Origin of the sequence: Micromonospora sp. WMMA1998, assembly GCF_027497375.1 — a bacterium.
Classification (GTDB): domain Bacteria; phylum Actinomycetota; class Actinomycetes; order Mycobacteriales; family Micromonosporaceae; genus Micromonospora; species Micromonospora sediminicola.
In genome coordinates this window covers 1,448,706-1,472,916 of the sequence record NZ_CP114911.1, presented here as the reverse complement: position 1 = coordinate 1,472,916, position 24,211 = coordinate 1,448,706, and the positions used below count along the sequence as shown (strand labels likewise).

25 protein-coding genes are annotated in these 24,211 nt (G+C 74.3%); 7 read left to right on the top strand and 18 right to left on the bottom strand.

Translation table 11 applies throughout. The features are described from left to right. Nucleotides 1–83: 83 nt before the first annotated feature. From O7600_RS06375 to O7600_RS06345, 7 genes are all read right to left on the bottom strand, one after another. Nucleotides 84–1,547 carry a PepSY domain-containing protein gene (locus tag O7600_RS06375; protein WP_281592750.1) on the bottom strand — a complete coding sequence of 488 codons (1,464 nt, stop codon included), beginning with the start codon at nucleotides 1,545–1,547 and terminating at the stop codon, nucleotides 84–86. A 138-nt stretch (nucleotides 1,548–1,685) separates the two neighbouring features. Continuing rightward, nucleotides 1,686–3,632, bottom strand: a complete 1,947-nt coding sequence (locus tag O7600_RS06370) for a cytochrome c oxidase assembly protein (protein ID WP_281592749.1) — start codon at nucleotides 3,630–3,632, stop codon at nucleotides 1,686–1,688. A gap of 194 nt (nucleotides 3,633–3,826) precedes the next feature. Further along, on the bottom strand, nucleotides 3,827–4,405 hold the full coding sequence (locus O7600_RS06365) for a copper resistance CopC family protein (protein ID WP_281592748.1): 579 nt from the start codon (nucleotides 4,403–4,405) through the stop codon (nucleotides 3,827–3,829). 26 nt (nucleotides 4,406–4,431) lie between these two features. Then, nucleotides 4,432–5,664, bottom strand: a complete 1,233-nt coding sequence (locus tag O7600_RS06360) for a Dyp-type peroxidase (RefSeq protein WP_281592747.1) — start codon at nucleotides 5,662–5,664, stop codon at nucleotides 4,432–4,434. Further along, a complete protein-coding gene (locus tag O7600_RS06355) occupies nucleotides 5,661–6,251 on the bottom strand; it encodes a copper chaperone PCu(A)C (protein WP_281592746.1) in 591 nt (196 codons plus the stop codon). The genes O7600_RS06360 and O7600_RS06355 overlap by 4 nt, the downstream gene beginning before the upstream one ends. 158 nt (nucleotides 6,252–6,409) lie before the next feature. Next, a complete protein-coding gene (locus O7600_RS06350; RefSeq protein WP_281592745.1) occupies nucleotides 6,410–6,673 on the bottom strand; it encodes a type B 50S ribosomal protein L31 in 264 nt (87 codons plus the stop codon). Continuing rightward, complete coding sequence (locus tag O7600_RS06345) at nucleotides 6,670–7,962, bottom strand: GTP-binding protein (RefSeq protein ID WP_281592744.1); 1,293 nt, start codon at nucleotides 7,960–7,962, stop codon at nucleotides 6,670–6,672. The genes O7600_RS06350 and O7600_RS06345 overlap by 4 nt, the downstream gene beginning before the upstream one ends. Nucleotides 7,963–8,049: 87 nt before the next feature. On the opposite strand from O7600_RS06345, the gene rpmB reads away from it, so the two are divergent. The 3 genes from rpmB to rpsN are packed head-to-tail and all read left to right on the top strand — an operon-like array spanning nucleotide 8,050 to nucleotide 8,758. Beyond that, nucleotides 8,050–8,286: a 50S ribosomal protein L28 gene (gene rpmB, locus O7600_RS06340; RefSeq protein WP_281592743.1), complete on the top strand. Its 237-nt coding sequence runs from the start codon at nucleotides 8,050–8,052 to the stop codon at nucleotides 8,284–8,286. Next, nucleotides 8,286–8,453, top strand: coding sequence for a 50S ribosomal protein L33 (gene rpmG / locus O7600_RS06335; RefSeq protein WP_281592742.1), 168 nt, complete (start codon nucleotides 8,286–8,288; stop codon nucleotides 8,451–8,453). Before rpmB ends, rpmG begins: the two co-directional genes overlap by 1 nt. Continuing rightward, the gene (gene rpsN / locus O7600_RS06330; protein WP_281592741.1) at nucleotides 8,453–8,758 is read left to right on the top strand and encodes a 30S ribosomal protein S14; all 306 of its coding nucleotides are present in this window, start codon (nucleotides 8,453–8,455) and stop codon (nucleotides 8,756–8,758) included. The genes rpmG and rpsN overlap by 1 nt, the downstream gene beginning before the upstream one ends. A 324-nt stretch (nucleotides 8,759–9,082) precedes the next feature. Here rpsN and O7600_RS30100 read toward each other — a convergent pair whose 3' ends face one another. After that, nucleotides 9,083–9,316 (bottom strand): permease, encoded by a 234-nt coding sequence (locus O7600_RS30100; RefSeq protein WP_348651367.1) that lies wholly within the window; start codon nucleotides 9,314–9,316, stop codon nucleotides 9,083–9,085. A 237-nt stretch (nucleotides 9,317–9,553) separates the two neighbouring features. Between O7600_RS30100 and O7600_RS06320 the strand changes: the two genes are divergently transcribed. Beyond that, on the top strand, nucleotides 9,554–9,958 hold the full coding sequence (locus tag O7600_RS06320; protein WP_281592740.1) for a transcriptional repressor: 405 nt from the start codon (nucleotides 9,554–9,556) through the stop codon (nucleotides 9,956–9,958). Nucleotides 9,959–10,015: 57 nt separating this feature from the next. On the opposite strand, the gene O7600_RS06315 is transcribed toward O7600_RS06320, so the two are convergent. The 3 genes from O7600_RS06315 to O7600_RS06305 form a co-directional block, all read right to left on the bottom strand. After that, nucleotides 10,016–10,408 carry an SCO5389 family protein gene (locus tag O7600_RS06315; RefSeq protein ID WP_281592739.1) on the bottom strand — a complete coding sequence of 131 codons (393 nt, stop codon included), beginning with the start codon at nucleotides 10,406–10,408 and terminating at the stop codon, nucleotides 10,016–10,018. A 138-nt stretch (nucleotides 10,409–10,546) separates the two neighbouring features. Next, the gene (locus O7600_RS06310; RefSeq protein ID WP_281592738.1) at nucleotides 10,547–16,009 is read right to left on the bottom strand and encodes a carboxyl transferase domain-containing protein; all 5,463 of its coding nucleotides are present in this window, start codon (nucleotides 16,007–16,009) and stop codon (nucleotides 10,547–10,549) included. A 271-nt stretch (nucleotides 16,010–16,280) separates the two neighbouring features. Next, nucleotides 16,281–16,511: a DUF2188 domain-containing protein gene (locus O7600_RS06305; RefSeq protein WP_089154306.1), complete on the bottom strand. Its 231-nt coding sequence runs from the start codon at nucleotides 16,509–16,511 to the stop codon at nucleotides 16,281–16,283. A 105-nt stretch (nucleotides 16,512–16,616) separates the two neighbouring features. Here O7600_RS06305 and O7600_RS06300 point away from each other — a divergent pair, with 105 nt between their 5' ends. Continuing rightward, nucleotides 16,617–17,486: an LLM class F420-dependent oxidoreductase gene (locus tag O7600_RS06300; RefSeq protein WP_281592737.1), complete on the top strand. Its 870-nt coding sequence runs from the start codon at nucleotides 16,617–16,619 to the stop codon at nucleotides 17,484–17,486. A 54-nt stretch (nucleotides 17,487–17,540) separates the two neighbouring features. Here O7600_RS06300 and O7600_RS06295 read toward each other — a convergent pair whose 3' ends face one another. From O7600_RS06295 to O7600_RS06285, 3 genes are all read right to left on the bottom strand, one after another. Beyond that, nucleotides 17,541–18,920, bottom strand: coding sequence for an MBL fold metallo-hydrolase (locus O7600_RS06295; RefSeq protein ID WP_281592736.1), 1,380 nt, complete (start codon nucleotides 18,918–18,920; stop codon nucleotides 17,541–17,543). Nucleotides 18,921–19,042: 122 nt separating this feature from the next. Beyond that, a complete protein-coding gene (locus O7600_RS06290) occupies nucleotides 19,043–19,396 on the bottom strand; it encodes a rhodanese-like domain-containing protein (RefSeq protein WP_281594080.1) in 354 nt (117 codons plus the stop codon). A 44-nt stretch (nucleotides 19,397–19,440) separates the two neighbouring features. Continuing rightward, the gene (locus O7600_RS06285; protein ID WP_281592735.1) at nucleotides 19,441–19,755 is read right to left on the bottom strand and encodes a rhodanese-like domain-containing protein; all 315 of its coding nucleotides are present in this window, start codon (nucleotides 19,753–19,755) and stop codon (nucleotides 19,441–19,443) included. Between the two features lie 14 nt (nucleotides 19,756–19,769). Here O7600_RS06285 and O7600_RS06280 point away from each other — a divergent pair, with 14 nt between their 5' ends. Further along, nucleotides 19,770–20,153, top strand: a complete 384-nt coding sequence (locus tag O7600_RS06280; protein WP_281592734.1) for a hypothetical protein — start codon at nucleotides 19,770–19,772, stop codon at nucleotides 20,151–20,153. Between the two features lie 19 nt (nucleotides 20,154–20,172). Here the strand turns inward: O7600_RS06280 and O7600_RS06275 are convergent, their stop codons facing one another. From O7600_RS06275 to O7600_RS06265, 3 genes are read right to left on the bottom strand one after another with little or no spacing between them, the layout of a single operon-like run. Further along, nucleotides 20,173–20,952 (bottom strand): sulfite exporter TauE/SafE family protein, encoded by a 780-nt coding sequence (locus O7600_RS06275; protein WP_281592733.1) that lies wholly within the window; start codon nucleotides 20,950–20,952, stop codon nucleotides 20,173–20,175. Further along, nucleotides 20,949–21,299: a rhodanese-like domain-containing protein gene (locus O7600_RS06270; protein WP_281592732.1), complete on the bottom strand. Its 351-nt coding sequence runs from the start codon at nucleotides 21,297–21,299 to the stop codon at nucleotides 20,949–20,951. The genes O7600_RS06275 and O7600_RS06270 overlap by 4 nt, the downstream gene beginning before the upstream one ends. Next, a complete protein-coding gene (locus tag O7600_RS06265) occupies nucleotides 21,296–22,129 on the bottom strand; it encodes a GntR family transcriptional regulator (protein ID WP_281592731.1) in 834 nt (277 codons plus the stop codon). Before O7600_RS06265 ends, O7600_RS06270 begins: the two co-directional genes overlap by 4 nt. A gap of 82 nt (nucleotides 22,130–22,211) precedes the next feature. Between O7600_RS06265 and O7600_RS06260 the strand changes: the two genes are divergently transcribed. Next, the gene (locus O7600_RS06260) at nucleotides 22,212–23,417 is read left to right on the top strand and encodes an FAD/NAD(P)-binding oxidoreductase (RefSeq protein WP_281592730.1); all 1,206 of its coding nucleotides are present in this window, start codon (nucleotides 22,212–22,214) and stop codon (nucleotides 23,415–23,417) included. On the opposite strand, the gene O7600_RS06255 is transcribed toward O7600_RS06260, so the two are convergent. Next, nucleotides 23,401–23,841, bottom strand: coding sequence for an OsmC family protein (locus O7600_RS06255; RefSeq protein ID WP_281592729.1), 441 nt, complete (start codon nucleotides 23,839–23,841; stop codon nucleotides 23,401–23,403). The genes O7600_RS06260 and O7600_RS06255 overlap by 17 nt on opposite strands. Nucleotides 23,842–24,211: the final 370 nt, after the last annotated feature.

Below are 24,211 nucleotides of genomic sequence, written 5' to 3'. Positions count from 1 at the left end.
GCCGGCAGCGTAACCCAGCGCAGTCCGGGGCCGCCGGGCCCGCCCGGCGGCCCGGTGTGGAGGGTCGCCGGGCGGGACGGCGGTCAGCTGCCGGCCGGGGCGGGTGACACCGGGACGCTCCGCCGCCGGCGCCCGAGCAGCCCGGCCAGGGCGTCGACCACCAGGAAACCGAGCAGCGTGCCGCCGAACCAGGGCAGCGCCCAGCCGAGCGCCGCCACCACCGGCACGCCGACCAGCAGCGCCCACCACGGCGTGCCGCGCCACGCGCCCCGGGCCGGCGGTGCGCCCAGCGGCGCCCGGCGGTCGGCGCGGGTGGGCCGGCGCTGCCACCACATCCGGTAGCCCCAGACGACGACGCAGAGCAGGCCGAGCGCGAGCGCGGCGAGCAGGACCTGGTTGACCGGCCCGAGGAGACGGCCCATGTGGGCCTGGATACCGAGCTTGCTGAGCTTCGCCAGCAGCGGCCAGTCGGTGAAGTCGCTGCGCGCGGTCACCGTGCCGCCGGCCGGGTCGACGGCCACCCGGTCGTACGCGACCGGCCAGGTGTCGTCGGTCTGCGCGACCGTCCAGGCGGCACCGTCCTGCGCCGCCGGTGCGATCTCGACCGGGCCGGACAGGCCGGCGGCGCGGGCGGCGCCCAGCACCCGGTCGTACGTGGCCGGGTCGGCCGCCGGAGCGGTGGCCGTTCCCCCGTGCTGGTGCTCCCCACCGCCGGTGGCGGGCGGCACGCCGTCGAGCGTGGTCGAGATCTCCGGGGTGCCGGCGCGCAACGCGTCCAGCCCGGCGCCGAAGTTCGCCCCCGCGTAGCGGGACCAGGTCAGCCCGGTGGCGGCGAGGAAGAGCAGACCCACGGTGAGCCAGACGCCGGTGGTGGCGTGCCAGCCCCGGGTGCGGCGTACGCCCCGGCCGGCGGACAGGTCGGGCACGAGCAGGTGCCGAGCGCGGGCCCGGCCGGCGGCGCGCCGGCGCCACCACAGCACCACGCCGCCCAGCGCCAGCACCCACAGCCAGCTCGCCGCGATCTCGGAGTAGTGCCGCCCGACGTCGCCCAGGTGCAGGTTGCGATGCAGGTCGTCCAGCCAGGTGGTGGCCGGTGTCGACCCGAACCAGGTGGTGAGCTGTCCGGCCACCTCGGCGGTGTACGGGTCGACGTAGACGGTGTGCTGCCGGTCGCCGAGATCCTCGCGCGCGAACACCACGCGGGTGGTCCGGTCACCGGCGCCGGGCTGCACCGCGGTGAGCGTGCCGTCCGGGTGCGCGGCGCGGGCGGCGGCGATCTGGTCGGCGAGCGGTCGCGGCTGCCCGCCGACCGCGGTGACGGTGAGCTTGTCGCCGTAGAGCGCGGCGTCGAGCTGCGGCGTGATCGTGTACGCGAGCCCGGTGAGCGCGGCGACCAGCAGGAACGGCGCGACCAGGACGCCGGCGTAGAAGTGCAGGCGGGTCAGCAGGGCCGTCAGCGGCGCGGGCCGGCGGGCAGGTCGGGCGACGTCCGGCGGTGTGGCGGGGGAGTCCGGCGCGCGGTCGCCGGGCAGTTCGGTCACAGACATCAGGGCAACTCCGATCGGGAAACAGGAATTGGGGAACGGGCCGGCCCGTGCCCGTCGAGCCGTGCCGGTGTGCGCGGTTGCCGTCTCCCGGATGAATGGTCGGGCCGGACCGCGCGGAAGTTCCCGCCGATGTTCCGATCAGGTCCGGTCGGTTTCGCGCGCGGTGGCGGCCAGGAACGCGTTGTAGCGGGCCAGCTCGTCGTCCTCGCCGGTGGCCTCGGCCCGGTCCGCGGCCCGGTCGATGCGGCGCTGTTCGCGCTCGTCGGCCCGGATCCACTGCCGGACCAGCAGGACCATGACCACGGCGGCCGGGATCTCGCCGAACGCCCAGGCGATGCCGGCGCCCAGTTTCTGGTCGTCGAGCAGCGACGACGCCCATTCGGGATGGACGCCGAGGTACCAGTCCGGTGCGATGACGGTGGTGGTCTGCATGAGCGCGAGTCCGAAGAAGCCGTGCGCCATCATCGCGGCCAGGTGGATGAGCACCAGGATCGGGTGGGGCACCCGGGGTCGGCCCGGGTCGATGCCGATGAGCACCCAGAACAGCAGGTAGCCGGAGACCACGAAGTGCCCCAGCATGGCCAGGTGCCCGAGGTGGGAGCGCATCAGCGTGCCGAGCAGGTCGCTGAAGTAGAGGCCGAAGAGACTGGCGGTGTAGATGCCGAGCGCCACCACCGGATGGGTGAGCAGCCGGGTGAGGCGGCTGTGCAGGGCCCGCAGCAGCCACTCCCGGGCGCCCCGCACCTGCGGTTCGGACGGGCGGCGCAGCGCCCGCAGCGCCAGCGTGACCGGGGCGCCGCCGACCAGCAGGATCGGCACCAGCATGGACAGCACCATGTGCTGGGCCATGTGGGCGCTGAACAGCACGTACGCGTAGCGGGCGAAACCGAGGCCGGTGGCGGCGGCCAGCACCAGCAGGCCGCCGACCCAGCTCGCGGTGCGAGCCGCCGGCCAGTGGTGTCCGGCCCGGCGCAACCGGCGGACCCCGGCCAGGTAGGCGGCGATGCCGACCACCGTCACGGTGAGGAAGAACAGGTCGGGCAGCGGCTGCCCGAGCAGGTGCGCCGCCGTGGGCGCGGACGGCATGCCGAAGCCCAGCACCTCGGTCACCGGGTCGGCGTCGACCGGCACGGCGACCGGCGTCGGGCTGCGCGACAGCGCCACGGCCAGGCCGACCGTGGCGGCGAAGACCACCAGCTCCCCGGCGGCCAGCCGCGCGAACGCGCCGCGCCGCCCGGCGCGAAGGCCCGGCAGGGTACGCGTGCGATGCGCCGCGCCGACCAGCCCCAGCACCACCAGCGCGGCGAGTTTGCCCAGCACCAGCCACCCGTACCGGGACTGCCACAACTGGTCCACCGCGCCGAGGCGTACCGCGGCGTTGGCCAGGCCGCTGACCGCGACGGCGACGAAGCAGGCCAGCGCGAGCCGGCTGTACCGCGCGGCGGCCCCGGGCAGGTGCCGGCTGCGCCGGATGCTCAGCAGCGCGGCCAGGCCGCCGGCCCACAACGCCGCGGCGAGCACGTGCAGGGCGAGGCTCGACACGGCGATCTGGTGGTTGCCCGCCCCGGCCGCGTGCCCGGTGAGCGCCGGCGGCAGCAACCCCACCAGCGCGACCGCCGACGCGAGCGCCGCCGTGCCCCGGGACACGCCGACCCGGGCCGCCACCGCCACCACCGCGGCCAGCCCCGCCTGTGCCAGCAACGACCGGCCCTGCGCGATGTCGACGCCGAAACTGACCACGCTCGCCGCACCGAGCCGGTCCAGGGGCACGCCGAGCAGGTCGGAGACGGTCAGCACCAGCAGCGCCAGGCTCGTCACGGCCCAGCCGGCCGCCGCCAGGCCGGCGCGGCGCAGCAGCAGCCAGCCGTGCGCGGAGACGCTCGTCCCGTCGCCGGGCAGCAGGAAAGCGGCGGTCACCGCGAAGCCGACGGTGAGGGTGGCGAGCCCGTCGGCGAGCAGCCGCACCGGCGGCAGCGCCCAGGTGGTGACCGGGCCGGGATCGGGCAGGCCGGGGATTGCGGCGGCGAGCGCGCCACCGAGGCGCAGCGCGAGCAGCAGCACGGCCACCGCCGCACCGGCCGCCACCAGCCCGACGAGCCAGCCACCGGCCGCCGGCCCGGCTCGCCCCGCGCGGCCTGGCCCGGGCTGTTCCGGGCGGCCTGGCCCGGCCTGCTCCGGGTGGCCGGTGTCGGGCAGGGAACGGGGTGTCGGGGACGGCGTGGGCTGGTGCACGGTGCGGACCTGACTTCGGACGGGACGCCGGCGACCGGCGTCGTGGTTCAGGAGGCGCGGCGGCGTCGGAACAGCAGCAGGGCCGCGCCGGCCACGGCCACGACGACGACCACGCCGGCGGCCAGCAGGACGGCCGGCGGGCCGTCGTCACCGCCGGCCGCGGCGGACGCCGGACCCGCGGCGGTCGGTGTCGAACCCGCGTCGCCGCCGGTCGTGGCGGCTGCCGGTGCCGGCACGGCCGTGGCCGCCGGGTCGGCGACGGTGAACCGGTACGAGCCCTGCACCGGGTGGCCGTCGGCGGAGACCACCCGGTAGGCGACCGTGTAGGTGCCGTTGGCCAGCGGTTCGTCGACGGTGACCGTGCCGGTGGCGCCGTCGACGGCGGGCGCGCCGGTGGCGATCTTCCGTTGGCCGGCGTCACTGAGCACGATGGTGGTGAACTCCGGGTTGAGCTGCTGGAGGAACCGCAGCGTGACCGTTGTCGGCGCGGCGGTCAGCCGGGCGTCCTGGGCCGGCGTGGCCGCCTGGAGCGTGTTGTGCGCCGCGGCCGGCGCGGCCGGCGCCAGCAGCAGCGCGGCGGCGGCGAGCAGGGCGGCGAGGAACGCGGCGGCGGATCGGGTACGCATCGGGGGAGGAGCCTTCCTGGTGGTGGTCAGCCGAGCACCTGCTGGCCGATCCAGCCGCCCTCCGGGCAGCCGGGCGGGACGGCGAACACGGCGGAGCCGATCGGGGTGGTCCACTCGTTGAGCAGGTCCCGTTCGGCGAGCCGGCGCTGGATGGGCAGGAACTGCCGGGCGATGTCGGCCTGGTACGCGGCGAAGACCAGGCCGCTGTCCGCGTGCCCCTCGGCGGTCGGCACGCCGTCGTAGTTGTAGGGCCGGCGCAGGATCCTCTGCCGGTCGTCGGTGACCCGCGCCCGGGTCAGGTGGGAGAAGTCGGGAATGACGGTGAGCCCGTCCGGCCCGAGTGCGGCGAAGTCCGGTTCGTCGTGCTCGGCGGTGCCGGTCAGCGGCGCGCCGGTGTCGAGGCGCCGCCCGACGGCGACCTCCCGGTCGGTGCGGCCGAGCAGGTCCCAGGTCTCCAGGTTCATGCTGATCCGCCGGACGACGAGCGTGGAGGAGTCGCGCAGCCAGTCCGGTCCGTCGGTCACCCACACGGCGGTGTCGGCCGGGGCGCCCGGCTTCGGGTTGGCGGTGCCGTCGAGCTGGCCGAACAGGTTGCGCTGGGTGCGTCCCGGTTCGGCCCCGGCGGCCCGCCGGAAGCCCTGCTGCACCCAGCGCACGGCGGCGAAGGGCCGGCTGTCCTTGACCAGGACGCGCTGGGCGTGGGCGACGGTGAGCGGGTCGTCGGCGCAGATCTGCAGCAGCAGATCCCCGCCGGACCAGCGGGGTTGCAGCCGGTCGATGCGGAACGCGGGCAGGTCGGCGACCGACGGCGGCCGGCGGTCGGCGCGCCCGGCGGCGGCGTAGAGGCCGGGGCCGAAGCCGAACGTTACGGTCAGCCGGGCGGGCAGCAGACCGAGTTCCGGCTCGGTGTCGGCCAGCGACGGGCGGCCCTGGGTGAGCCGGGCGGCGTCGTCGGAGAGCAGGCGCAGCATCCGCCCGAGCGCGGCCCGGTCGACGCCGGGTTTCAGGGTGAACGCGACGAACGCGGCGTGTGCCTGCGGCTCGGTGGTCACGCCGGACTGCCGGGCGCCGTGGAACGGCTCCACCGCGCTGCCCACCTGCGCCGCCGGAACCGGGTCGCCGGGGCGTACCCCCGGGGCGTCGGGACGGGTGGCGGCGATCGCGGCGCCACCGGCCAGCGCGCCCCCGACGGCGACGGCGCCGCCGGTGAGCAGGCCACGCCTGCTCACCGGACGGCCCTTGGCGGAACCCTCGGTCATGAGGCCGGGCTCATGCTCATCTCCGGCATCGGGGATTCGCCGTGGCCGGGGGCGTAGGACTCCTGGGCGCCGGTGAACGGCTTCGCCACGGCGGTGAAGGTCTGGGTACGACCGTCGGCGAAGGTGAGGGTGAAGCTGAGTTCGTCGCCGGCCTTCACCGGCTGCTTGAGGTTCATCAACATCAGGTGGTCGCCGCCGGGCTCCAGCGTGGCGCTGGAGCGTGCCTTGATCACGATGCCGCCCGGCTTGGCCTGCATGACCATCTTCCCGTCCTTCATGGTCATCTCGTGCAGTTCCATCGGGGAGACCTCGGTGCTGGCGCCGGTGATCGTCACGTCGGCGTCGCCGTCGTTGACGAGGGTGCCGAAGGCGGCGGTCATGCCCTTGTCGGCGGCCTTGACCCACGGGTCGCGGATGCCGAGCACGCCGGCCGTCGTGCCGGCGGAGGCCGAGGCCGTCGTCGACGCCGACGGCGCGGCGGTCGTCGGGTCGTCGGAGGACCCGCAGGCGGCGACGGACGTGGCCAGGAGGGCGGCGGCGATCAGGGCCGCCGGGCGCAGGAGCCGGCCGCTGGTGGTGCTGGGCATGACGTTGTCCCCTCGAAGATCGGTGTTCGTCCGGTTGGTCGGGTCGAGGGGGCGGATAGTTCCGGGCGGTGCGATCCGTCACGCCGAGCGCCGGGGTGCCGGACGTGGTTCCCCGTGGCGACCGGGCCGGCGCGGGCGGCCCGGTCGCCACGTCCGGGTCAGCGCGTCTGCCGCGACGCGTGGTCGGCGTACCGGGCGCGGAACTTCTCCACCCGCCCCGCCGTGTCGAGGAGGCGTTGCCGGCCGGTCCAGAAGGGGTGGCTGGCCGAGGAGATCTGCACGTCGATCACCGGGTAGGTGTTGCCGTCGGTCCACTCGACCGTCTGGTCGCCGGTGGCGGTGGACCGGGTGAGGAAGGCGAAGTCGGCGGCGCGGTCGCGGAAGACGACGGGCCGGTACTCGGGGTGGATGTCGGGCTTCATGCGGTCTCTCCTTCGGTGTCGGTATCGGTGCGGTCGAGGGCGGCAAGCGGGAAGCAGCCGGCGAACGGGTCGTCGTACCGTCGCCAGCCGTCCTCGCCGTCGGCGAGTTCGGCGTCGGTGAGCAGGCATCCGGCGAGCGTGCGGTGCAGGTGGGCCGGGTCGAGGTCGACACCGATGAGGACCAGGTGCTGGTGCCGGTCGCCGTAGTACGGGTCCCAGTCCAGCGCGGCGGTGAGCCGCCGGTGGTCGGACACCCCGTCCCAGTACGGATCGGGCAGCGCGGTGAGCCACCGGCCGAGACCGCCGAGGGCGAGACCGCCGCCGGCGAAGTTCCACGCCACCACGGTGTCCGGCTGGCTGGCCAGCCAGACATGTCCGCGGGAGCGGACCACCTCGGCGTTGACCTCCTCCAGGACGTCGTGCAACCGGCGGGGGTGGAAGGGGCGGCGGGCGCGGAAGACCACCGAGACGATCCCGCAGTCCGGGTGCGGCTCGTGCACGCCGAGGACGTGGCCCTCCAACCCGCGGGTCAGCACGGCCGGGGTCTCGGGACGGTGGCGCAGGGTGCCGCGCAGCTGCCGGGTGAGCAGGTTCGCGTCGACGGTGTCGTCGTCGACCCGGATCCGCGTCGCCCAGGGCGCCATCCGGTCGAGCAGCACGGCCAGCCGATCGGTGTCGTGGACGCCGTCGCGGGAGTGTCCCCACAGCACCAGGGTGTCGGCGTACTCGATCTGTCGGACGAGCACGTCGGCCAGGGCCCGGTCGTCGTTGTCCGCGGCGGCGATGCCGAGGCTTCTGAGGTCGTCGGTGCGGGCCAGCCCGTCGAGCAGGTGTTCGGCGTCGACCACGGTCACGTAGGAGTCGACGGTGAGCAGGTCGGTGATCGGCTGCCCGTCGACGAGGCAGTGCGCGCAGACGGCGGCGACCGCCTCCGGCTCGACCACCTCGGGCAGCATCAGCAGCAGGTCCCGCCGGGGGTGGGCGCGGGCCAGACGGGCCAGGGTGGGTAGCACGTCCTCACGCAGGGTGCAGGACACGCACCCGTGCGCCAGCGCGATCCGTTCGTCCTCCAGCACGCCTCCGACGTCCCGGACCACCCGGTGCACGGTGCCCGCGCGCAGGTCGGCCAGGTCGTGCCGGACCAGCAGCAGGGACGGGTCCGCCGCGAGGAGCGCCCGGGCCGCGGCGTACGTCGCGGACGTCCAGAAGCCGCTGAGCACGGTCAACGACGGACGGGCGTCCGCCCTGGCGGTGGTCACGTCGGACGGTGCGAGCGGTGACGTCGACATGGGAACCCCTTCCTCCAAATGAAAACCATTGTCATTATAAGGTGAGTGACGTCCGTGTCGAATCCCCACCCCATGAGGAGAGATCAGTTGTCCAGGCGATGTGACCTGACCGGCGCGAAGCCCAGCTTCGGCAACGCCGTGTCGCACTCGCACCGGCGCACCCGGCGCCGGTGGAACCCCAACCTCCAGAACCACCGCTACTGGCTGCCGTCGGAGGCACGGTGGGTCCGGTTGACCCTCACCGCCAAGGCGCTGCGGACGGTCGACCGCAGGGGCGTCGAGGCGGTCGTCGCGGAGCTGCGCGCCCGAGGGGTGAAGCTCTGATGGCCCGACAGACCGACGTACGTCCGATCGTGCGGCTGCGCAGCACCGCCGGCACCGGCTACACGTACGTGACCCGCAAGAACCGCCGCACCGACCCGGACCGCCTCGTCCTGCGCAAGTACGACCCGGTGGTGCGCCGGCACGTCGAGTTCCGCGAGGCCCGCTGATGGCGCGCCGCAGCCTCGGCAACCGCCAGGCCCGCCGGGTCGGGCTCGTCGACCGGTACGCGGAGCGCCGCGCCGGGCTGAAGCGGGCGATCAGGCACCCGGACACCGACCCGGCGGCCCGCGACGAGGCCGTCCGCCGGCTCGCCCGGCTGCCCCGCGACTCCAGCCCGGTCCGGCTGCGATCCCGGGACCAGATCGACGGTCGACCGCGCGGCGTGCTGACCCGGTTCGGGCTGTCCCGGGTCCGGTTCCGCGAACTGGCTCTGCGCGGCGAGCTGCCCGGGATCCGCAAGGCCTCCTGGTGATCCGGTGTCACCGGGCGTGACACAGGGCCCCCGAGCGTCCGTCGTCTGATGGGGGACCGGTCGGCGCGGCGTCCCGTTCGGGGCGAGCGCGCCGGCCGGTCACTCGTACGGCTCGGCCGGCGCCGCGATCCGCTCCCACGTGTCCACCCGGAAGGAGGGCACGTCTGCGTCGTTGACCGGGTCCTTCGCCGTGTGCGGGATCCACCGGCCGGTGGCGCGGATCCACGTGTCGGCGGGCAGCGCGGAAGCCGGTGAGCTGGAGCTGCCGGCCCCGCAGGGTGCGGCCGTCGTCGTAGACGGCGCGGTAGCCGTACTCCAGGAGGGTCAGCCGCCGGGCAGCACCACCCCGGCGGCGCCGGCGACCGGGACCGCCAGCGTCGGGTGCCGGGGCAGGGCGCGGGCCCAGAAGGAGCGAGGTACGAAGACCGCGATGACCGCGGACGGCACCACCCCGAAGACCAGGAACGGCATCGCCTGCACCAGCACCGAGACGAAGACGGTCAGCCAGGTCCGCGAACGGGGGTCGGAGACGAGCGAGCCCACCTGCCGGTGCGGCACACCGACCAGGACGAGCAGGCGCAGAGCACCTCGGTGGAGCCGACCACCCGGTCCCGGCCGGGTGGTGGCGCGGCGGCGTCCGCCCGCGCCGGAGCCCTGTCCGGTTCGTGCCGGCCCGGGCGGGGGCGTGAGAGGCACATATGCGCGAGGCATAATGGTTCCGGATGTCACGTGGTCGGCGGGCCGCGGGCGCGACCGGGTGCCGGAGGGCGCCCGCACGAGGGGAGGCGGCGCACGGTGACCCAGGCGACGACCGGGGCGCCCCGGAACACCCGGCAGCGCGCCGAGGTGCTGGCCCTGCTGCGCGAGCTGGAGGGCTTCCACAGCGCGCAGCAGCTGCACCAGATGCTCGTGCAGCGCCAGGCGAAGGTCGGCCTGACCACCGTCTACCGGACGCTGCAGATGCTGGTGGACAACGGCGAGATCGACTCCGCCCGGCTGCCCGGGGGTGAGCATCTCTACCGGCGGTGCAGCCAGAGCCGCCATCACCACCACCTGGTCTGTCGTCAGTGCGGCCGGGCCGTGGAGGTAGCCGGCCCGGCCGTCGAACGGTGGGCCGACCAGGTCGCCAGCGAGCACGGCTTCACCGACGTCGGGCACACGCTGGAGATCTTCGGCACCTGCGACCGCTGCGCGGGCTGAGCCCCCGACCCGTCGACGGCGGGGGCGGGCCGCGGCCCGCCCCCGCCGTCGCGTCGGTCAGCAGTTGCGCAACGTCGGGGACTGGTTCAGCAGTTGGCCCCGGCTGGAGGTGAACCGGCGGTGCGTCTCCGAACCGACGGCGGCCAGCCGGAACGCGGCCACCCGGTGGCAGTTCTGGAACGCCAGCCCGACCCCGAAGTGCCGCTCCAGTCCGGCGCGGATCGCGTCGCTGGCCAGCGCGCGCAGCAACTGCCCGCGCTCGGCCTCGGTGGGCGGCGGCACGACGTTGTCGGCGAAGTCGGCGTCCGACGTTTCCAGATCGGCCACCACCCGGCTGACCGTCTCCCAGGCGTACGGCAGGGAGTCGCGGACGCAGGCCACGAACTCCTCCTCGTCCACGGGTCCGGTCTCGGCGGCGTGCAGCAGGTCGGGCGGAACGGTGAGCGACATGTGTCCTCCGGATCGCTAACGAACACGGTTTCCGTTACCGACTGAGCACATCACGTGGTCGGTGCCCCGTCAAGCATCGGCGCACGCGAAACGGCGGACGGGCCCGAAGGCCCGCCCGCCGTCCGACAGGGGAACGTGTCAGCGCAGGTGCGACTCGATCGCCTCGATGACGCGCGGACGCAGCTCGGCGGCGCGGATGACCGCGTCCACCGACCCGACCTCGACCGCCCGCTGGATGCTGTGCACCCGGTCGAACTCGGCGGCCACCTCGCCCAGCTTCTCCGCCCGCACCGACGAGCGGAGTTCGTCCAGCTCCGCGGCCAGCGTCGCGCGTGCGGTGCCGGACGCTGCCGCCACCCGGCCCTCCAGTTCGCGTACCCGGGCGTCGGCCGCGGTGCGGGCGGCGACCTCGCCGGCGAACACCACGGCGGCGGCCGGCGCGCCGCCGAGCACCGAGGCGAACGACCCCTCGATCGCCAGCACCGTCATGGCAGGGTTCAGCGCCTTGGAGAACACCACGAACGCGCCGCCGTGATAGCGGGAGATGACGACGAAGACGATCGGGCCGCGGAAGTTGACGATCGCCCGGCCGATCTCGGCCCCGTACTCCAGTTGCAGCTTGCGCATCGACTCCGGCGAGCCGTCGAAGCCGGAGAGGTTCGCCAGCACGACCAGCGGCCGGTTGCCGCTGGCCGCGTTGATCGCCCGCGCGGCCTTCTTCGACGAGCGGGGGAACAGCGTGCCCGCGGTGTAGGTGTCCGGACCGTCGGTGGGCGGGAAGCCGTGCCGGGGCACCGACCGGGACTCGATGCCCAGCAGACACACCGGGATGCCGCCCAGGTGCACGTCCTGCACCACCGCGGTCTCCGCGTCGGCCATGCCGGCCCACCGCTCCAGCACCGGGTGGTCCTGGTCGGCGAGGGCCCGCATCACGGTACGGATGTCGAACGGCTTCTTCCGGTCCGGGTTCGCCGTCGCGGAGAAGATCTCGCCGACCGTGGCGAAGTCGCTGCCGGGCACCGCGTGCGGGAACGCCGACACGTCCCGGTCCACCGGGTCGGTGGTGGTGGCCCGGCGCGGCGCGTCCTCGCCCGGCGCCACGTACGTGTGGTCGTAGTGCGCCATCAGCACGTCCCGCGCCGCCGGCAGGTCCGGGGCCCAGTACTGCGCCTGCCCGTTCGGACCCATCACCCGGTCGTAGCCGCCGATGCCGAAGTTGTCCTCGGCGGAGACGCCGCCGGAGAAGTCCAGCGACTGCTTGCCGGTCAGCACCATCGCCGAGTCCGGCGTCATGACCAGCACACCCTTGGTGTGCATGAGCATCGTCGCCTCGGCGTTCCAGTACGGCTGCGCGCCGACGTTGATGCCCGCCACCACGATGTTGATCTCACCGCCGGCCTGGGTGAACTCGACGATCCGCTTCAGCGCCGCGGCCACCCAGTCCATGTTCTCGGTGCCCGAGGTCATCGAGATCCGGGCGCCGGCGGAGAGCGCGTACCACTCCAGCGGCACGCCCATCCGCTGCGCCAGGTCGAGCGCCGCGATCACCCGTCGGCACTCCGGCTCGGAGAGCGCGCCGAGCGACTTCGTCGGGTCGCCGAGCAGCACCACCCGGGTGACGCCCTGCGGGTGCCGCGCCGTCGGGGTGGTGACCACGCCGGCCACGATCGCCGCGACGTTGCGCCCCTTCGGCCGGTCCACCGGCACCAGCGTGTGGTCGGCGTCCAGGTCGTGCTCGGTGAACTCGCCGAGCAGGCCGGTCAGCTCGTACGGGTAGACCGTGTTGCGGCTGGCCGCCCGCAGCACCTTGAGCCGGTAGTCGTCCAGCGGCTCGACCGGCTCGGTCGGCGGCTCGCCCACGGTGAGCTGGGCGCGACCGGTGACGTCGAAGGTGATCCGCACGCCGACCTTGGTCAGCTCGCCGGTGCGGCGGTCGCGCTGGCGCGCGATGAACAGGATCTCCTCCAGGTCGGCGCCGACCGTCGTCGGGCGCATCCGCCCGGCGATCAGCTCCATCTCCTCGCGGGTCAGTTCGCTCGGCGGCCACACGTAGATGACGATCCGGTTGGTCCGGAACCGCACCTTCGACGGCCGCCGGGACTGCGCGCGGCGGATCGAGTCGATGCAGGCCGCGACCGCGTCCTCGGTGGTGGGCAGCGCGACCAGCCGGCCGTCCTGGTCGCGCAGCTCGGCCAGGTCGCGCACCTGCGCGAACGCCACCAGCCGCTGGTCGGACGGGTTCTCCTGGGCGACCGCCTGGAAGAGGTAGACCTCCTCGTCCAGCGACGGCAGCCGGGTCAGGTCGAACCGGTGCAGCCGCTCCAGCTGCATCCGCTGCGCGATGTACGGGTGCAGGCCCCGGATCAGCCGCTCCTCCACCATGCCGTCGCCGGTGGGTCGGAAGGTGACGTGGTGGTGCATCACCGCGCCGCCGCGCCCGGCGACCGTGGTGGTCAGCCGGCGGACCCGGTCCGGCAGCGGGTGGGCGTTGATCACGTCGAGCAGCGCGGCGGCGGTGGCGTCCAGGTCCTCCGGCTGGTTCTCCCAGGCCAGGTAGACGTCGGCGTCGACCGCCTCCTCCGCGCTGGCCACCTCGGCGAGCCCGCGCAGCGCGTCGCCGAGCGCGTCGAACCGCACCGCGGCGGAGACCACGCTCGACCCGGCGCGTCCGGCCACCACGAACAGGCAACCCCCCGCCGTACGGGTGGTCACGCCGGTGAGCGCCTTGTTGCCGTAGTAGCGGCGGGTCAGCACCTCCAGCATGGTCGCGTTGTCCAGGTTGTCCCGGACCAGCCGCTGGCCGAGCAGCCGCACCAGCGGCTCGGTGCTGCGCACCATCTCGGCCATCCGCTCGGTGCGGTCCGGCGCGTCCGGTTGCGTGTCCAGGTGCCGCAGGTGCGTACGGACCTGGGCGTAGACCCGGGCCCGGTTGCGGCGCAGCAGCGGCTGCGCGAACCAGGCGAACACCACGCCCCGGGCCAGGTCGGCGACGACCGGGAAGCGGACCTGCGTCGCCGCCACCAGGCGCTCCAGCGCGAGGCCGGCGGGCTCGCGCAGCGCGTCGTCCGGCGGGGGCTCGCGCAGCCATGAGCGCAGCAGCGCGGCGATCACGCCGGCGTCGACGGTGGCCCGCTGCTGGGCCAGGAAGATCCGGAACACCGCGGCCTCGAGGGCCGGGGAGCGGTCCAGCTCGGTGACGCCGTAGTGGCCGAGCGCCTTGGCCAGGCGGGCCCGGAACGGCTCCGGCGACCCGGCCCGCTCCACGTCGAGGCTCTGCAGGTAGGTGTGGAAGTACTCGCGGGCGCTGTGCACGTGACCGCCCGGGCCGTCCTCGCCGCTGGGCCGGTTGCGGCTCAGCTCGGCCAGGTCGGCGAAGACGTTGACCAGCTCCAGCTCCTCGGCCAGCGGACGGTGCCCGGCCTCGGTGGCCGCGCGCCGCGCGTCCAGGTACTCGTCGAGCACCCGCCGTTCGTCGTGCGGGTCGACGTCGAAGCCGAGCAGCAGGCCGCGCAGGTCCTCCTGGCCGCGCTCGGCCCGGCTGCGCGCCGGGACGTCGGCGGGCGCGGCGGGCAGGTCCAGCTCGACCGCCGGTTCGGCCGGGCCGGCGGCGGCCTCGACGCCCTCCTCGGCGACCGGTTCCAGGCGCAGCAGCGGCGCTCCGGCCTCGACCTGGGTGCCCACCGCGACGGCGGACTCCTTCAGGCGGGCCCGGAACGGCGCCCGCAGCACCGTCTCCATCTTCATCGCCTCGAGCACCAGCACCGGCGCCCCGGCCTCGACCTCCGCGCCGATCTCCAGCGGGGTGGCCACGACCAGCGCGGGCATGGGGGAGCGGACCACGCCGCCCTCGTCCCGGCTGACCCGGTGCGTCACGCCGTCCACCTCGACCAGATGGACCGGGCCGTGGGTGCCGGTGAGCAGCCGGTAGCGGACGCCGTTGACGGCGATCTGCCCGGTATGCCGGTCGAAGCGGTCCAGCTCCACGTCGGCGGTCCGTACGCCGGCGCCGGCCTCGACGCCGACCCGGAACCGGTGCGCGCCGACCCGGGCCACCCGCATCCGGTAGGTCACGCCGCGCAGCTTCAGGTCCAGCGGCCGGCCGCTGCGGTGCTGCACCTGCGGGCGCCCGCCGGCCGCGGTGGAGAGCAGCCGCTGCCGCTCGGCGCGCTCGTCCTCCTCGTACGCCTCGATCGCGGCGGCGGCCAGCGCCACCGCGGAGTGCCGGTGCGCGACCAACCGGCCCTCGCTCCGGACCCGGTCGATCCAGCCGGTGTCGGCGCTGGCGTCGATCACCTCGGGCTGGTCGAGCAGGTCGAGCACGAAGCTCTTGTTGGTCGCTCCGCCCTCGATCACCACCGTGGTGTCGGCCATCGCCCGGCGCAGCCGGCCCAGCGCCTCGTCCCGGTCCCGGCCGTACGCGATGATCTTGGCGATCATGGAGTCGAAGTCGGCGGGGATGGTGTCGCCCTCGCTGACCCCGGTGTCGACCCGGATGCCCGGCCCGCCGGGCAGGTCCAGCCGGGTGATCCGGCCGGGGGAGGGGGCGAAGTCGCGGTCCGGGTCCTCGGCGTTGAGCCGGGCCTCGATGGCGTGCCCGCGCTCCGGCGGCGGCGTGCCGGTGAGCCGCCCGCCGCCGGCCACGTGCAGCTGCGCCTTGACCAGGTCGAAGCCGGTGGTCGACTCGGTGATCGGGTGCTCCACCTGGAGCCGGGTGTTGACCTCCAGGAAGGCGAACATCCGGTCGCCGGGGTGGTAGAGGAACTCGACGGTCGCCGCGCCCCGGTAGCCGACCTTGACCGCCAGCCGCTCCGCCGCCCCCTTCAGCTCGGCGGCCTGCTCCGGGCTCAGCACCGGCGACGCCGACTCCTCGATCACCTTCTGGTTGCGCCGCTGCACCGAGCAGTCCCGCACGCCGAGCGCCCACGCGGTGCCCTGTCCGTCGGCGATTACCTGCACCTCGACGTGCCGGGCGCCGGTGACCAGGCGCTCCAGGAACACCACGCCACTGCCGAACGCGCGGGCCGCCTCCTGGCTGGTGCGCTCGTACGCGTCGGCCAGCTCGGCGTCGCTGCGGACCACCCGGATGCCGCGCCCGCCGCCGCCCGCGGTCGCCTTGAGCATCAGCGGGTAGCCGATCTCGGCCGCCGCGGCCACGGCCGCGTCCAGGCTCTCCACCGCGCCCCGGCTCCACGGCGCGACCGGCACGCCGACCTCCTCGGCGATCAGCTTCGCGCCGATCTTGTCGCCGAGCCGGCGCATGGCGTCCGGGCTCGGCCCGACGAAGGTGACGCCGACCTTCTCGCACAGCTCGGCGAAGGCCGGGTCCTCGGCCACGAAGCCCCAACCGACCCACGCGGCGTCCGCGCGGGTCTCCACCAGCGCGCGCTCCAGCGCCTTCAGGTCCAGGTACGGGCGGGCCGAGGCGGGCCCCAGGTCGTAGGCGACGTCCGCCTCACGCACGAAGGTGGCGGTACGGTCGACGTCGGTGTACAGCGCGACGGTCTCGATCCGGCTGCCGGTCTCCGCGGCCAGTTCCCGGACCGCGTGGATGAGCCGCATGGCGGCCTCACCACGGTTGACGATGGCGACACGGGTGAACACGTGACCGTCCCCTTCGGTTGACCCACGGTGTGGCGCCGGGTGGCGGCGGTGCCTCCGGCTTGCCTCACCTTTCCGTCTGTCATCCGGCGGCGCCATGTCGTAACCGCCGAAGCCTGAGCGGGGACCGTTGTAGGAACCGAACAAAACTTTTTAGCCAGCAGGCCACAGCCAGGAGACCTTCCGGCAGCGCGGACGGCGCCGGACCCGAGCGGGTCCGGCGCCGTGCGGCGTGTTCAGGGGGATCCAGCGCCGTCCGGCGCCTTGCAGGGGATCAGCCCGGGATCTCGCGGGGGTCGCGGCTGCGGGGGTAGGTGTTCTTCTCACCGATCGTGCCGTCCTGCTTCTTGATCACGTGCTCGGTGCCGCGCTCGGCCGCCATCTCCCGGCCGGCCGCCTCGGCCTCCGCCTTCGTGTCGTGCCGGCTGCTCGCCCGCTCGTTGCCCTCCGGGCGGTTCTTCCACTGCCCGTCCTGCTGGTAGGTGTCGATGTCACCCTTGGCCATGTCGTCAGCTCCCTCGGCATCCGTGGTCGATGACAAATGTCTGCCCCTGCGCGAGGCGCGCTAATCCTGCCGTAGCGTCCTAGGCTCGACGTGGAGGTGCCGACGATGAAGCTCGGACTGCACTACTGGACCTACTCCACCCCGGCCGACCCGGCGGCGATCGCCCCGACGTTGGCCGAGACGGCCACCCTCGCCGAGCAGGCCGGGATCGCGTCGTTCACGGTGATGGACCACTACTTCCAGATGGAGGCGATGGCGCCGGCGAGCGAGCCGATGCTGGAGGCCTACACGACGCTCGGCTACGTCGCGGCGCTGACCCGGCGGATGACGCTCGGCGTGCTGGTGACCGGCGTGATGTACCGCTACCCGGGGCTGCTCGCCAAGATCGTGTCCACGCTCGACGTGCTCTCCGGCGGCCGGGCCCGCCTCGGCGTCGGCGCGTCCTGGTACGAGCGGGAACAGCGCGGCCTGGGCGTGCCCGTGGTGCCGGTGGCGGAGCGGTTCGAGCGGCTGGAGGAGACGCTGCGGATCTGCAAGCAGATGTGGAGCGACGACGACGGGCCGTTCGAGGGCCGGCACCACCACCTCGCCGAGACGCTCAACTCGCCGCAGCCGCTGCGCCGCCCGCACCCGCCGATCATGGTCGGCGGGGGCGGGGAGAAGAAGACGCTGCTGCTGGTGGCGCGGTACGCCGACGCCTGCAACCTGTTCGGCACCGGACGGGAGGACGTCGCGCGCAAGCTCGACGTGCTGCGGGCGCACTGCGCCGCCGAGGGGCGCGACTACGACACCGTCGAGAAGACGGTGCTGGTCACCCGTCCGCCGCTCGACGACGTCGACGCGTTCCTCGCCGACGTGGCCGCGTACGCGGAGCTGGGGGTGACCGAGGTGCAGACCATGCCGGACCGGCACCCGGTGGAGTTCACCCGGCGGCTCGCCGACGAGGTCCTGCCGAAGCTGGCCACGATCGGCTGACCCGGGGCCGGGCGCGCGCGGATCTCGCGCGCCCGGCCCCGGTCGGACGGCCGCTCAGGCGGCGGCGTGCAGCCCCTGCCAGGCGCCGTAGCCGCCGAGCAGGTCGGACACGTCGGCGCGGCCGGCGTTGCGCAGCAGGCTGGCGGCGACCGAGGAGCGGTACCCGCCGGCGCAGTGCACGACGACCGGCCGGTCGGCGGGCACCTCGTCGAGGCGGCGGGTCAGCTCGGCGAGCGGGATGTGCAGGGAGCCGTCCACCGCACCCTGCTCCCGTTCACCGGCGTTGCGCACGTCCAGCACCACCGGCGCGTCCGGACGGTCGAGCGCCTCGCGCAGCTCGGTGGCGGTGACCCGGCTGGCCCGCGTCACCTCACCGATCACCTCCAGGAAGGCGCCCTCGGGCTCGCGCAGGTAGCCGGCCACCCGGTCGAAGCCGATCCGGGCGAGGCGGACGACGATCTCCTCCTCGCGGTCCTGCGGGGCCACCACGAGCACCGGTCGGTCCGGTGCGACGACGCTGCCGGCGGTCTCGGCGAACCGACCGTCCGCCGGGACGTTGAGCGCGCCGCGCAGGTGCCCGGCGGCGTACTCCTGCGGGTCGCGGGCGTCGACCACGACGGCGCCGTCGGCCCGGGCGGCCAGGAACTCGGCCGGGGTGAGGGGGCGGGCCGGTCGGGCGTGGTCGAACAGCTCGCGGGCCTTGCGGTTGAGCACGGCGTCGAAGGCGAAGTAGCCCGGGGCGGCCGGCTGCCCGCCGGTGACCAGGGCGAGGAACTGCTCCTCGCTCATCGGGGCGCAGGCGTAGTTGGTGCGGCGCTGCTCGCCGATCGTGGACTGCCGCTCGGTGGACAGGTTCTTGCCGCAGGCCGAGCCGGCGCCGTGGGCGGGGAAGACGCGCACCTCGTCGGGCAGACCCATCAGCTTGCGCTGCACGCTGTCGTAGAGCATCCGGCCGAGCTCGTCGGCGGTGACACCGAGGGAGGCGAGCAGGTCGGGCCGGCCCACGTCGCCGATGAACAGCGCGTCCCCGGTCAGCACCCCGTACGGCGTCGGATCGGTCGCGTGCTCGTACACGAGGACGCTGATCGACTCCGGGGTGTGGCCGGGCGTCTCCATGATCTCCAGGGTGACGTCGCCGAGGCTGATCCGTTCACCGTCGGTGAGCTTGCGGCTCGCGTACTCGGTCTCGGCCCGGTGTCCGTAGCCGATCCACGCGCCGGTCGCGGCCGCCACCTCGAGGTGCCCGGCCAGGAAGTCGGCGTGGAAGTGGGTGTTGATCACCCCCTCGACGGTCAGGCCGTGCGCGCGGGCGTCGGCCAGGTACTCGTCGATGTCCCGGCGCGGGTCGACGAGCACCGCGCGCCCGGTGGCCTCGTCGGCGATCAGGTACGAGGCCTGGGACAGGCAGTCGAGGTAGTACTGGGTGAACAGCATGAGCCGCACTCCTTCTCAGCGATGCCGGACGATACGACGACTGTAGCGCATACCCCCGGGGGTATATTCCCGGGCCGATGGTCCCGCGCTCCGGGACCATCGGCCCCCGCCGGGCGGCACGCTCAGGCCACCCGGCCCGGCCGGCCGCCCTTGGCCTGCACCGCCAGCCCGGCGTCCGCCCAGGCCCGCATCCCGCCCGACAGGTCGTGAACCTGGCGACCGGCGTCGGCCAGGATCCGCGCGGCCTGGCGAGACCGCGCGCCCGAGCGGCAGACGGTCACCACGGGCCGGTCCGTCGGCACCTCGGCCAGGCGGTCGGCGAGCTGGCCCAGCGGGATGTGCCGGGCCCGGGGCGCGTGCCCCGCGCGCCACTCGGCCGGTTCACGTACGTCGATCAGCAGCCCTCCCGCGGCGACGACGGCCGCCGCCTCCGCCGGACCGACCGACGGGACGCGGGCGCCGAGGAGGCGGCGCAGCAGACCGCCCCGTGGCCGCCCGGCGGCGCCCTGCGTCCGCGCGCTCACGGCCGGCTGCCCTCGGTCACCGGACGACCCGAGCGGATCCAGGCCGAGGTCCCGCCGGCCACCGACCGGGCGGTGATGCCGGCGCGTTCCAGCACCTCCGCACCGACCTGGCTGCGGTTGCCGCCGGCGCAGATCACGTAGACGGTTCCGTCGCGGGGCACCTGCGGCAGGCTGGCGGCCAGGTGACCCAGCGGGACGCAGCGCGCACCCGGGACATGGCCGCCGAGATACTCGACGGGCTCCCGTGCGTCGATCACCGTGGCCCCGTCGGCGTGGGCTGCGGCGAAGGTGGTCAGGTCGACCTCCTGCATGGTTGCTCCTTTCGTTGTTATACCCCCGGGGGTATCTCGGAACGACGATAGCCCGGTGCCGCATCACCTGCCACCGGTGGCTCCTCCCGCTCGTCGGCGAGCCGCCGCCGGCGGCGGAGCAGCACGAGGAGGGCGGCCGCCGCGACCGCCAGCAGCACCGCCTCGTCCGGCGACTCGCCGACACCGTGCCGGGCCACGCGCTCGGCGCCGGCGCCGGCTCGGTCGACCGGGTGCGGCGGCTGCTGGTGCCCGCGCCGCGCCGGTCGCGGGTACGCCGCGTGCTGGGTGGCCTCGCGGTCGCCGCGCTGCTGGGCTTCCCGGTCGCCACGACCGTGACCGCGGCCGGGCTCGCGGTGCACGCCGCCACCTGCGACCGCCCGGCCGCCGCCGACTGCTGACCCGCCTCGCACCGACGGCTCAGCCGGTCGCCGTGCGGACACCGATGAAGGCGGCCACCAGCAGCACGAGCGCCGCGAAGGCGCGGGTGGTCGCGGTCGGCGGCAGCCGGTCGGCGACCCGCTTGCCGGCGAGGCTGGCGACCATCGCGGCCAGGGTGAACGGCGTGATCACCGCCCAGTCGTAGTGGGTGGAGCCGGTCCGGGCGAGCAGGGACGCGGCCGAGTTGACCGCGATCACCAGCAACGAGGTGCCCACGGCGGCGGGCATCGGCAGGCCGACGGCGAGCACCAGCGCCGGCACGATCAGAAAACCGCCGCCCACGCCGAGGAAACCGGTGAGGAAGCCGACGGCGAGGCCTGCGGCCACCACCTTCGCCGCACCTGCCGGCGTCGAGCGGGACGGAACGGTGGGGCCGTCGGCCTCGCAGGGCTCCGTGCCACCGCGCGACTGCGCGAGCATGCCGATCGCCGCGACGGCCATCAGCGCGGCGAATCCGAGCAGCAGCACGTGCTGCTCGACGTGCCGATTGGCGAGGCTGCCGGCGAACGCCGCCGGCACCCCGACACCGCCGAAGACGGCGCCCGTGCCCCACCGCACGCGGTGCGAGCGCGCGTGCCCGGCCATGCCGACGACCGCGGTCAGCCCCACGATCACCAGGCTGCTGGTGGTGGCCTCCTGGGCGGACTCGCCGAGCAGGTAGACCAGCGCCGGAACGGTGAGGATCGCCCCCCCACCGCCGAGGGCGCCGAGAACGAGGCCGATGAGCAGACCGAGGCCGCCGGCCGCGGCCGCCGTCACGCCAGCGCGCCGGGCGCGCCCGCGTCGGTCACCAGCGGCAGGCCGGCGGCGGCCCAGGCGCGCATGCCGCCGGTCAGGTTGTACGCCGGGACGCCAACGGCCCGCAGCCGAGCGGTGGCGACGGCCGAGCGTTTGCCGGAGCGGCAGACGGCGACGACCGGCCGGTCCGACCTGATCGCGTCCGGCCGCAGGGTGCCCAGGGGCAGGTGCCGGGCCTGCGGGGCGTGCCCGGCACGCCACTCGTCGGGTTCCCGTACGTCGAGCAGTTCGACCCGGCCGTCGTCGGCGAGGCGGGCGGCCTCGACCGGGCCGATCTCGGTGTCGGGCGGAACGGGGGACTGACTCATCGGGTTTCCCTCCTGGCGGCGGCGTGCAGCCGGGCACGGGGGCCGGGCAGCGTGCCGGCCACGTCGAGCCGGTAGCCGGTGCGGGCGGTGAAGTCGGCGGTGACGGCGAACCGGTCGCCGCGCACGAGGGTGTGCCGCCACTCGACCGGTTCGCCGCGGTGCTCGCCGAGGCGGTCGATGGCGAAGGCCGCGACCCGGTCGTCGATGCCGAGCAGGGTGCGCTCGGCGGGCGTGGGCACGACCGCGCGGATGTGCTCGGCCCCCTTGGTCAGGGAGACACCGCAGCGGCGGGACAGTTCGGTGTAGAGGGCGGTGTGGGTGAAGTCCGCGCTCAGCAGTGGTGCGGCCACGCGCGCCGGCAGCCAGACGCGGTCGACCGCGAGGGGTTCTTCGCCGGCCAGCCGCACCCGCTCCAGGTAGAGCAGGGGAGTGGACTCCTCCAGGCCGAGCCGGACGGCGACCACGCCGTCCGCCCGGACGTCGAGGGTCCGTACCACGCTGCGCTGCCGCAGCCCGGCCGCCTCCACGGAGGCGAACAGGCTGTAGAGGGCGCCGACCGGTTGCTCGATCTCCATCGTGCCGGCCAGCCGTGGTGGTCGGCCGCGCGCGGCCACCACCAGGCCCTCGGCGCGCAACCGGCGTAGCGCCTCACGCACCGTGTGCCGGCTGACGCGGTATTCGTCGACCAGCGCCAGTTCGCCCGGGAAGGCGTCGGTGAACTCGTCGTCGGTGAGGCGCCGGCGCAGGTCCGCGAGCACCTGGGCCCAGAGTGGCAGCGCACTGTCGCGGTCCACCCGCTTCGCCGCGGAGCCTGTCGTGGGGGACGTCATGCCACCTCCGGTCGGTTGCCACCCTGCCTGACGACGCCTAATGTACGGACATTCGTACATGCGAGCAAGCGGAGGTGGCGACGTGGCCGGATCAGCCCTGCACCACGACATCCTGATCATCGGTGGTGGCAGCGCCGGCATCGACGTCGCCGCCCGGCTGCGCCGGGCCGGGGCGCCGGACGTCGGCCTGCTCGACCCGGCCGAGACGCACTGGTACCAGCCGCTCTGGACGCTCGTCGGCGGCGGCGCGGCCAGGCTCGAGGAAAGTCGGCGTCCTCAGGCGTCGGTCATGCCCAGGGGAGTCGCGTGGATCAAGGACGCCGCCGTTGCCGTCGACCCGGACGAGCGGGTCGTGACCACCGCCGGCGGGATTCGGATCAGTTACCGGCAGCTCGTCGTGTGTCCCGGCATCCAGTTGGACTGGGAGCGGGTGCCCGGGATGGCCGAGGCGCTCGACACTCCGGCCGGGTCGAGCAACTACCGCCCCGACCTGGCACCCAAGACCTGGGAGCTGGTCCGCGACCTCCGCTCGGGCACCGCGGTCTTCACCATGCCGACCGGGCCGATCAAATGCGCGGGAGCGCCGCAGAAGATCGCCTACCTGGCCGCCGACCACTGGCGGCGTACGGGCGTGCTCGCCGACATCCGCATCGTGCTGGTGCTGCCCACGCCGGGGATGTTCGGCATCAAGGAGTTCGCCGACGAGTTGGAGCGGGTCGCCGCCCGCTACGGCATCGAGGTCCGCACGCGCAGCGAGCTCACCGCGGTCGACCCGGCGAACCGACGGGCCACCGTGACCCGTCACGCCACGGGCGAAGCCGAGACCATCGACTACGACCTGCTGCACGTCGTGCCGCCGCAGTCCGCGCCGGACTGGCTCAAGACGAGCCCGCTCGCCGACCCGGCCGACCCCGCCGGGTACGTCGAGGTGGACCGGCACACGCTGCGGCACGTCCGGTACCCGACCGTCTTCGCCCTGGGTGACGCCGGCTCGACGCCGAACTCCAAGACCGGCGCGGCGATCCGCAAGCAGGCCCCGGTCGTGGTGCGCAACCTCATCGCCGCCGCGGAGGGACGACCGCTGCCGGCCGTGTACGGCGGTTACGCCTCCTGCCCGCTGACGACGGCACGGGACCGGATGCTGCTCGCCGAGTTCGACTACAGCATGCGACCCACGCCGAGCTTCCCGTTCCTCGACACCACCAGGGAGCGCCGGGACATGTGGTACCTCAAGCGGTACGGACTGCCGGCCCTCTACTGGAACCTCATGCTCAAGGGCCTGGCCTGACGGCGTCCTCCGGTGCTCGGGCCACGTCGACGGTCACCGTCGGTCCCGTGGTCAGCGTGTTGTGCACCGTGCAGTGCGAGGCCACCGCCAACAGGGCCTGGGTGCGCGTGGCCGGGAACCCGTCCGGCAGTCGGAGCGCCAGCCGCACCTCCTCGACCCGGGCCGGCCGGTCCTCGGCCATCCGGTAGGTGACGGACACCCCCAGCCCGTTGCGGTCCACGCCGTGCCGGGTGAGGTACCGCCCGGCGTAGAAGGCCACGCAGGTGGCCAGCGACGCCACGAACAGTTCCGTCGGCGTCGGCGCCGTGTCGTCGCCGTCGGCCTCCGCCGGCTGGTCCACCCGCATCCGGTGCCCCCGCACCGTGAACTCGTACGCCTCGCCGGCCGTCCAGCCGACGTCCACGGTGCCGACCTGCCCACTCATCCTCGTCGCCCCCTCGTCTCGCGCCGATTCCAGTCAACATCCACCGACGCGCGCCCGACGATGTGCCGATCGGCCCCGATCGGGGGACCTTGGGCCCGGTGTGGAGGGTCCGGGCGGAATCAACCGACGTCGATCGACGGCAATTTTTCCCTCGTCGATCTTGTCCCGCCATCTGGTAGGCAGTCCCATTTCCGGCTCCCCGAGCGTCGGCGCCAATCGCATTACTGACCAGTAAGGACGGGTGTGAATACCGCCAATCGCCTGAGTTGCCGCCGATCGGGCCTTCGGGATCCAAGCTCTGAGATCAGGTCCGATCGGCGCAACTGGAACTCTTGCCATCAATGACAAACGTGTGACAACTTCGACGAGC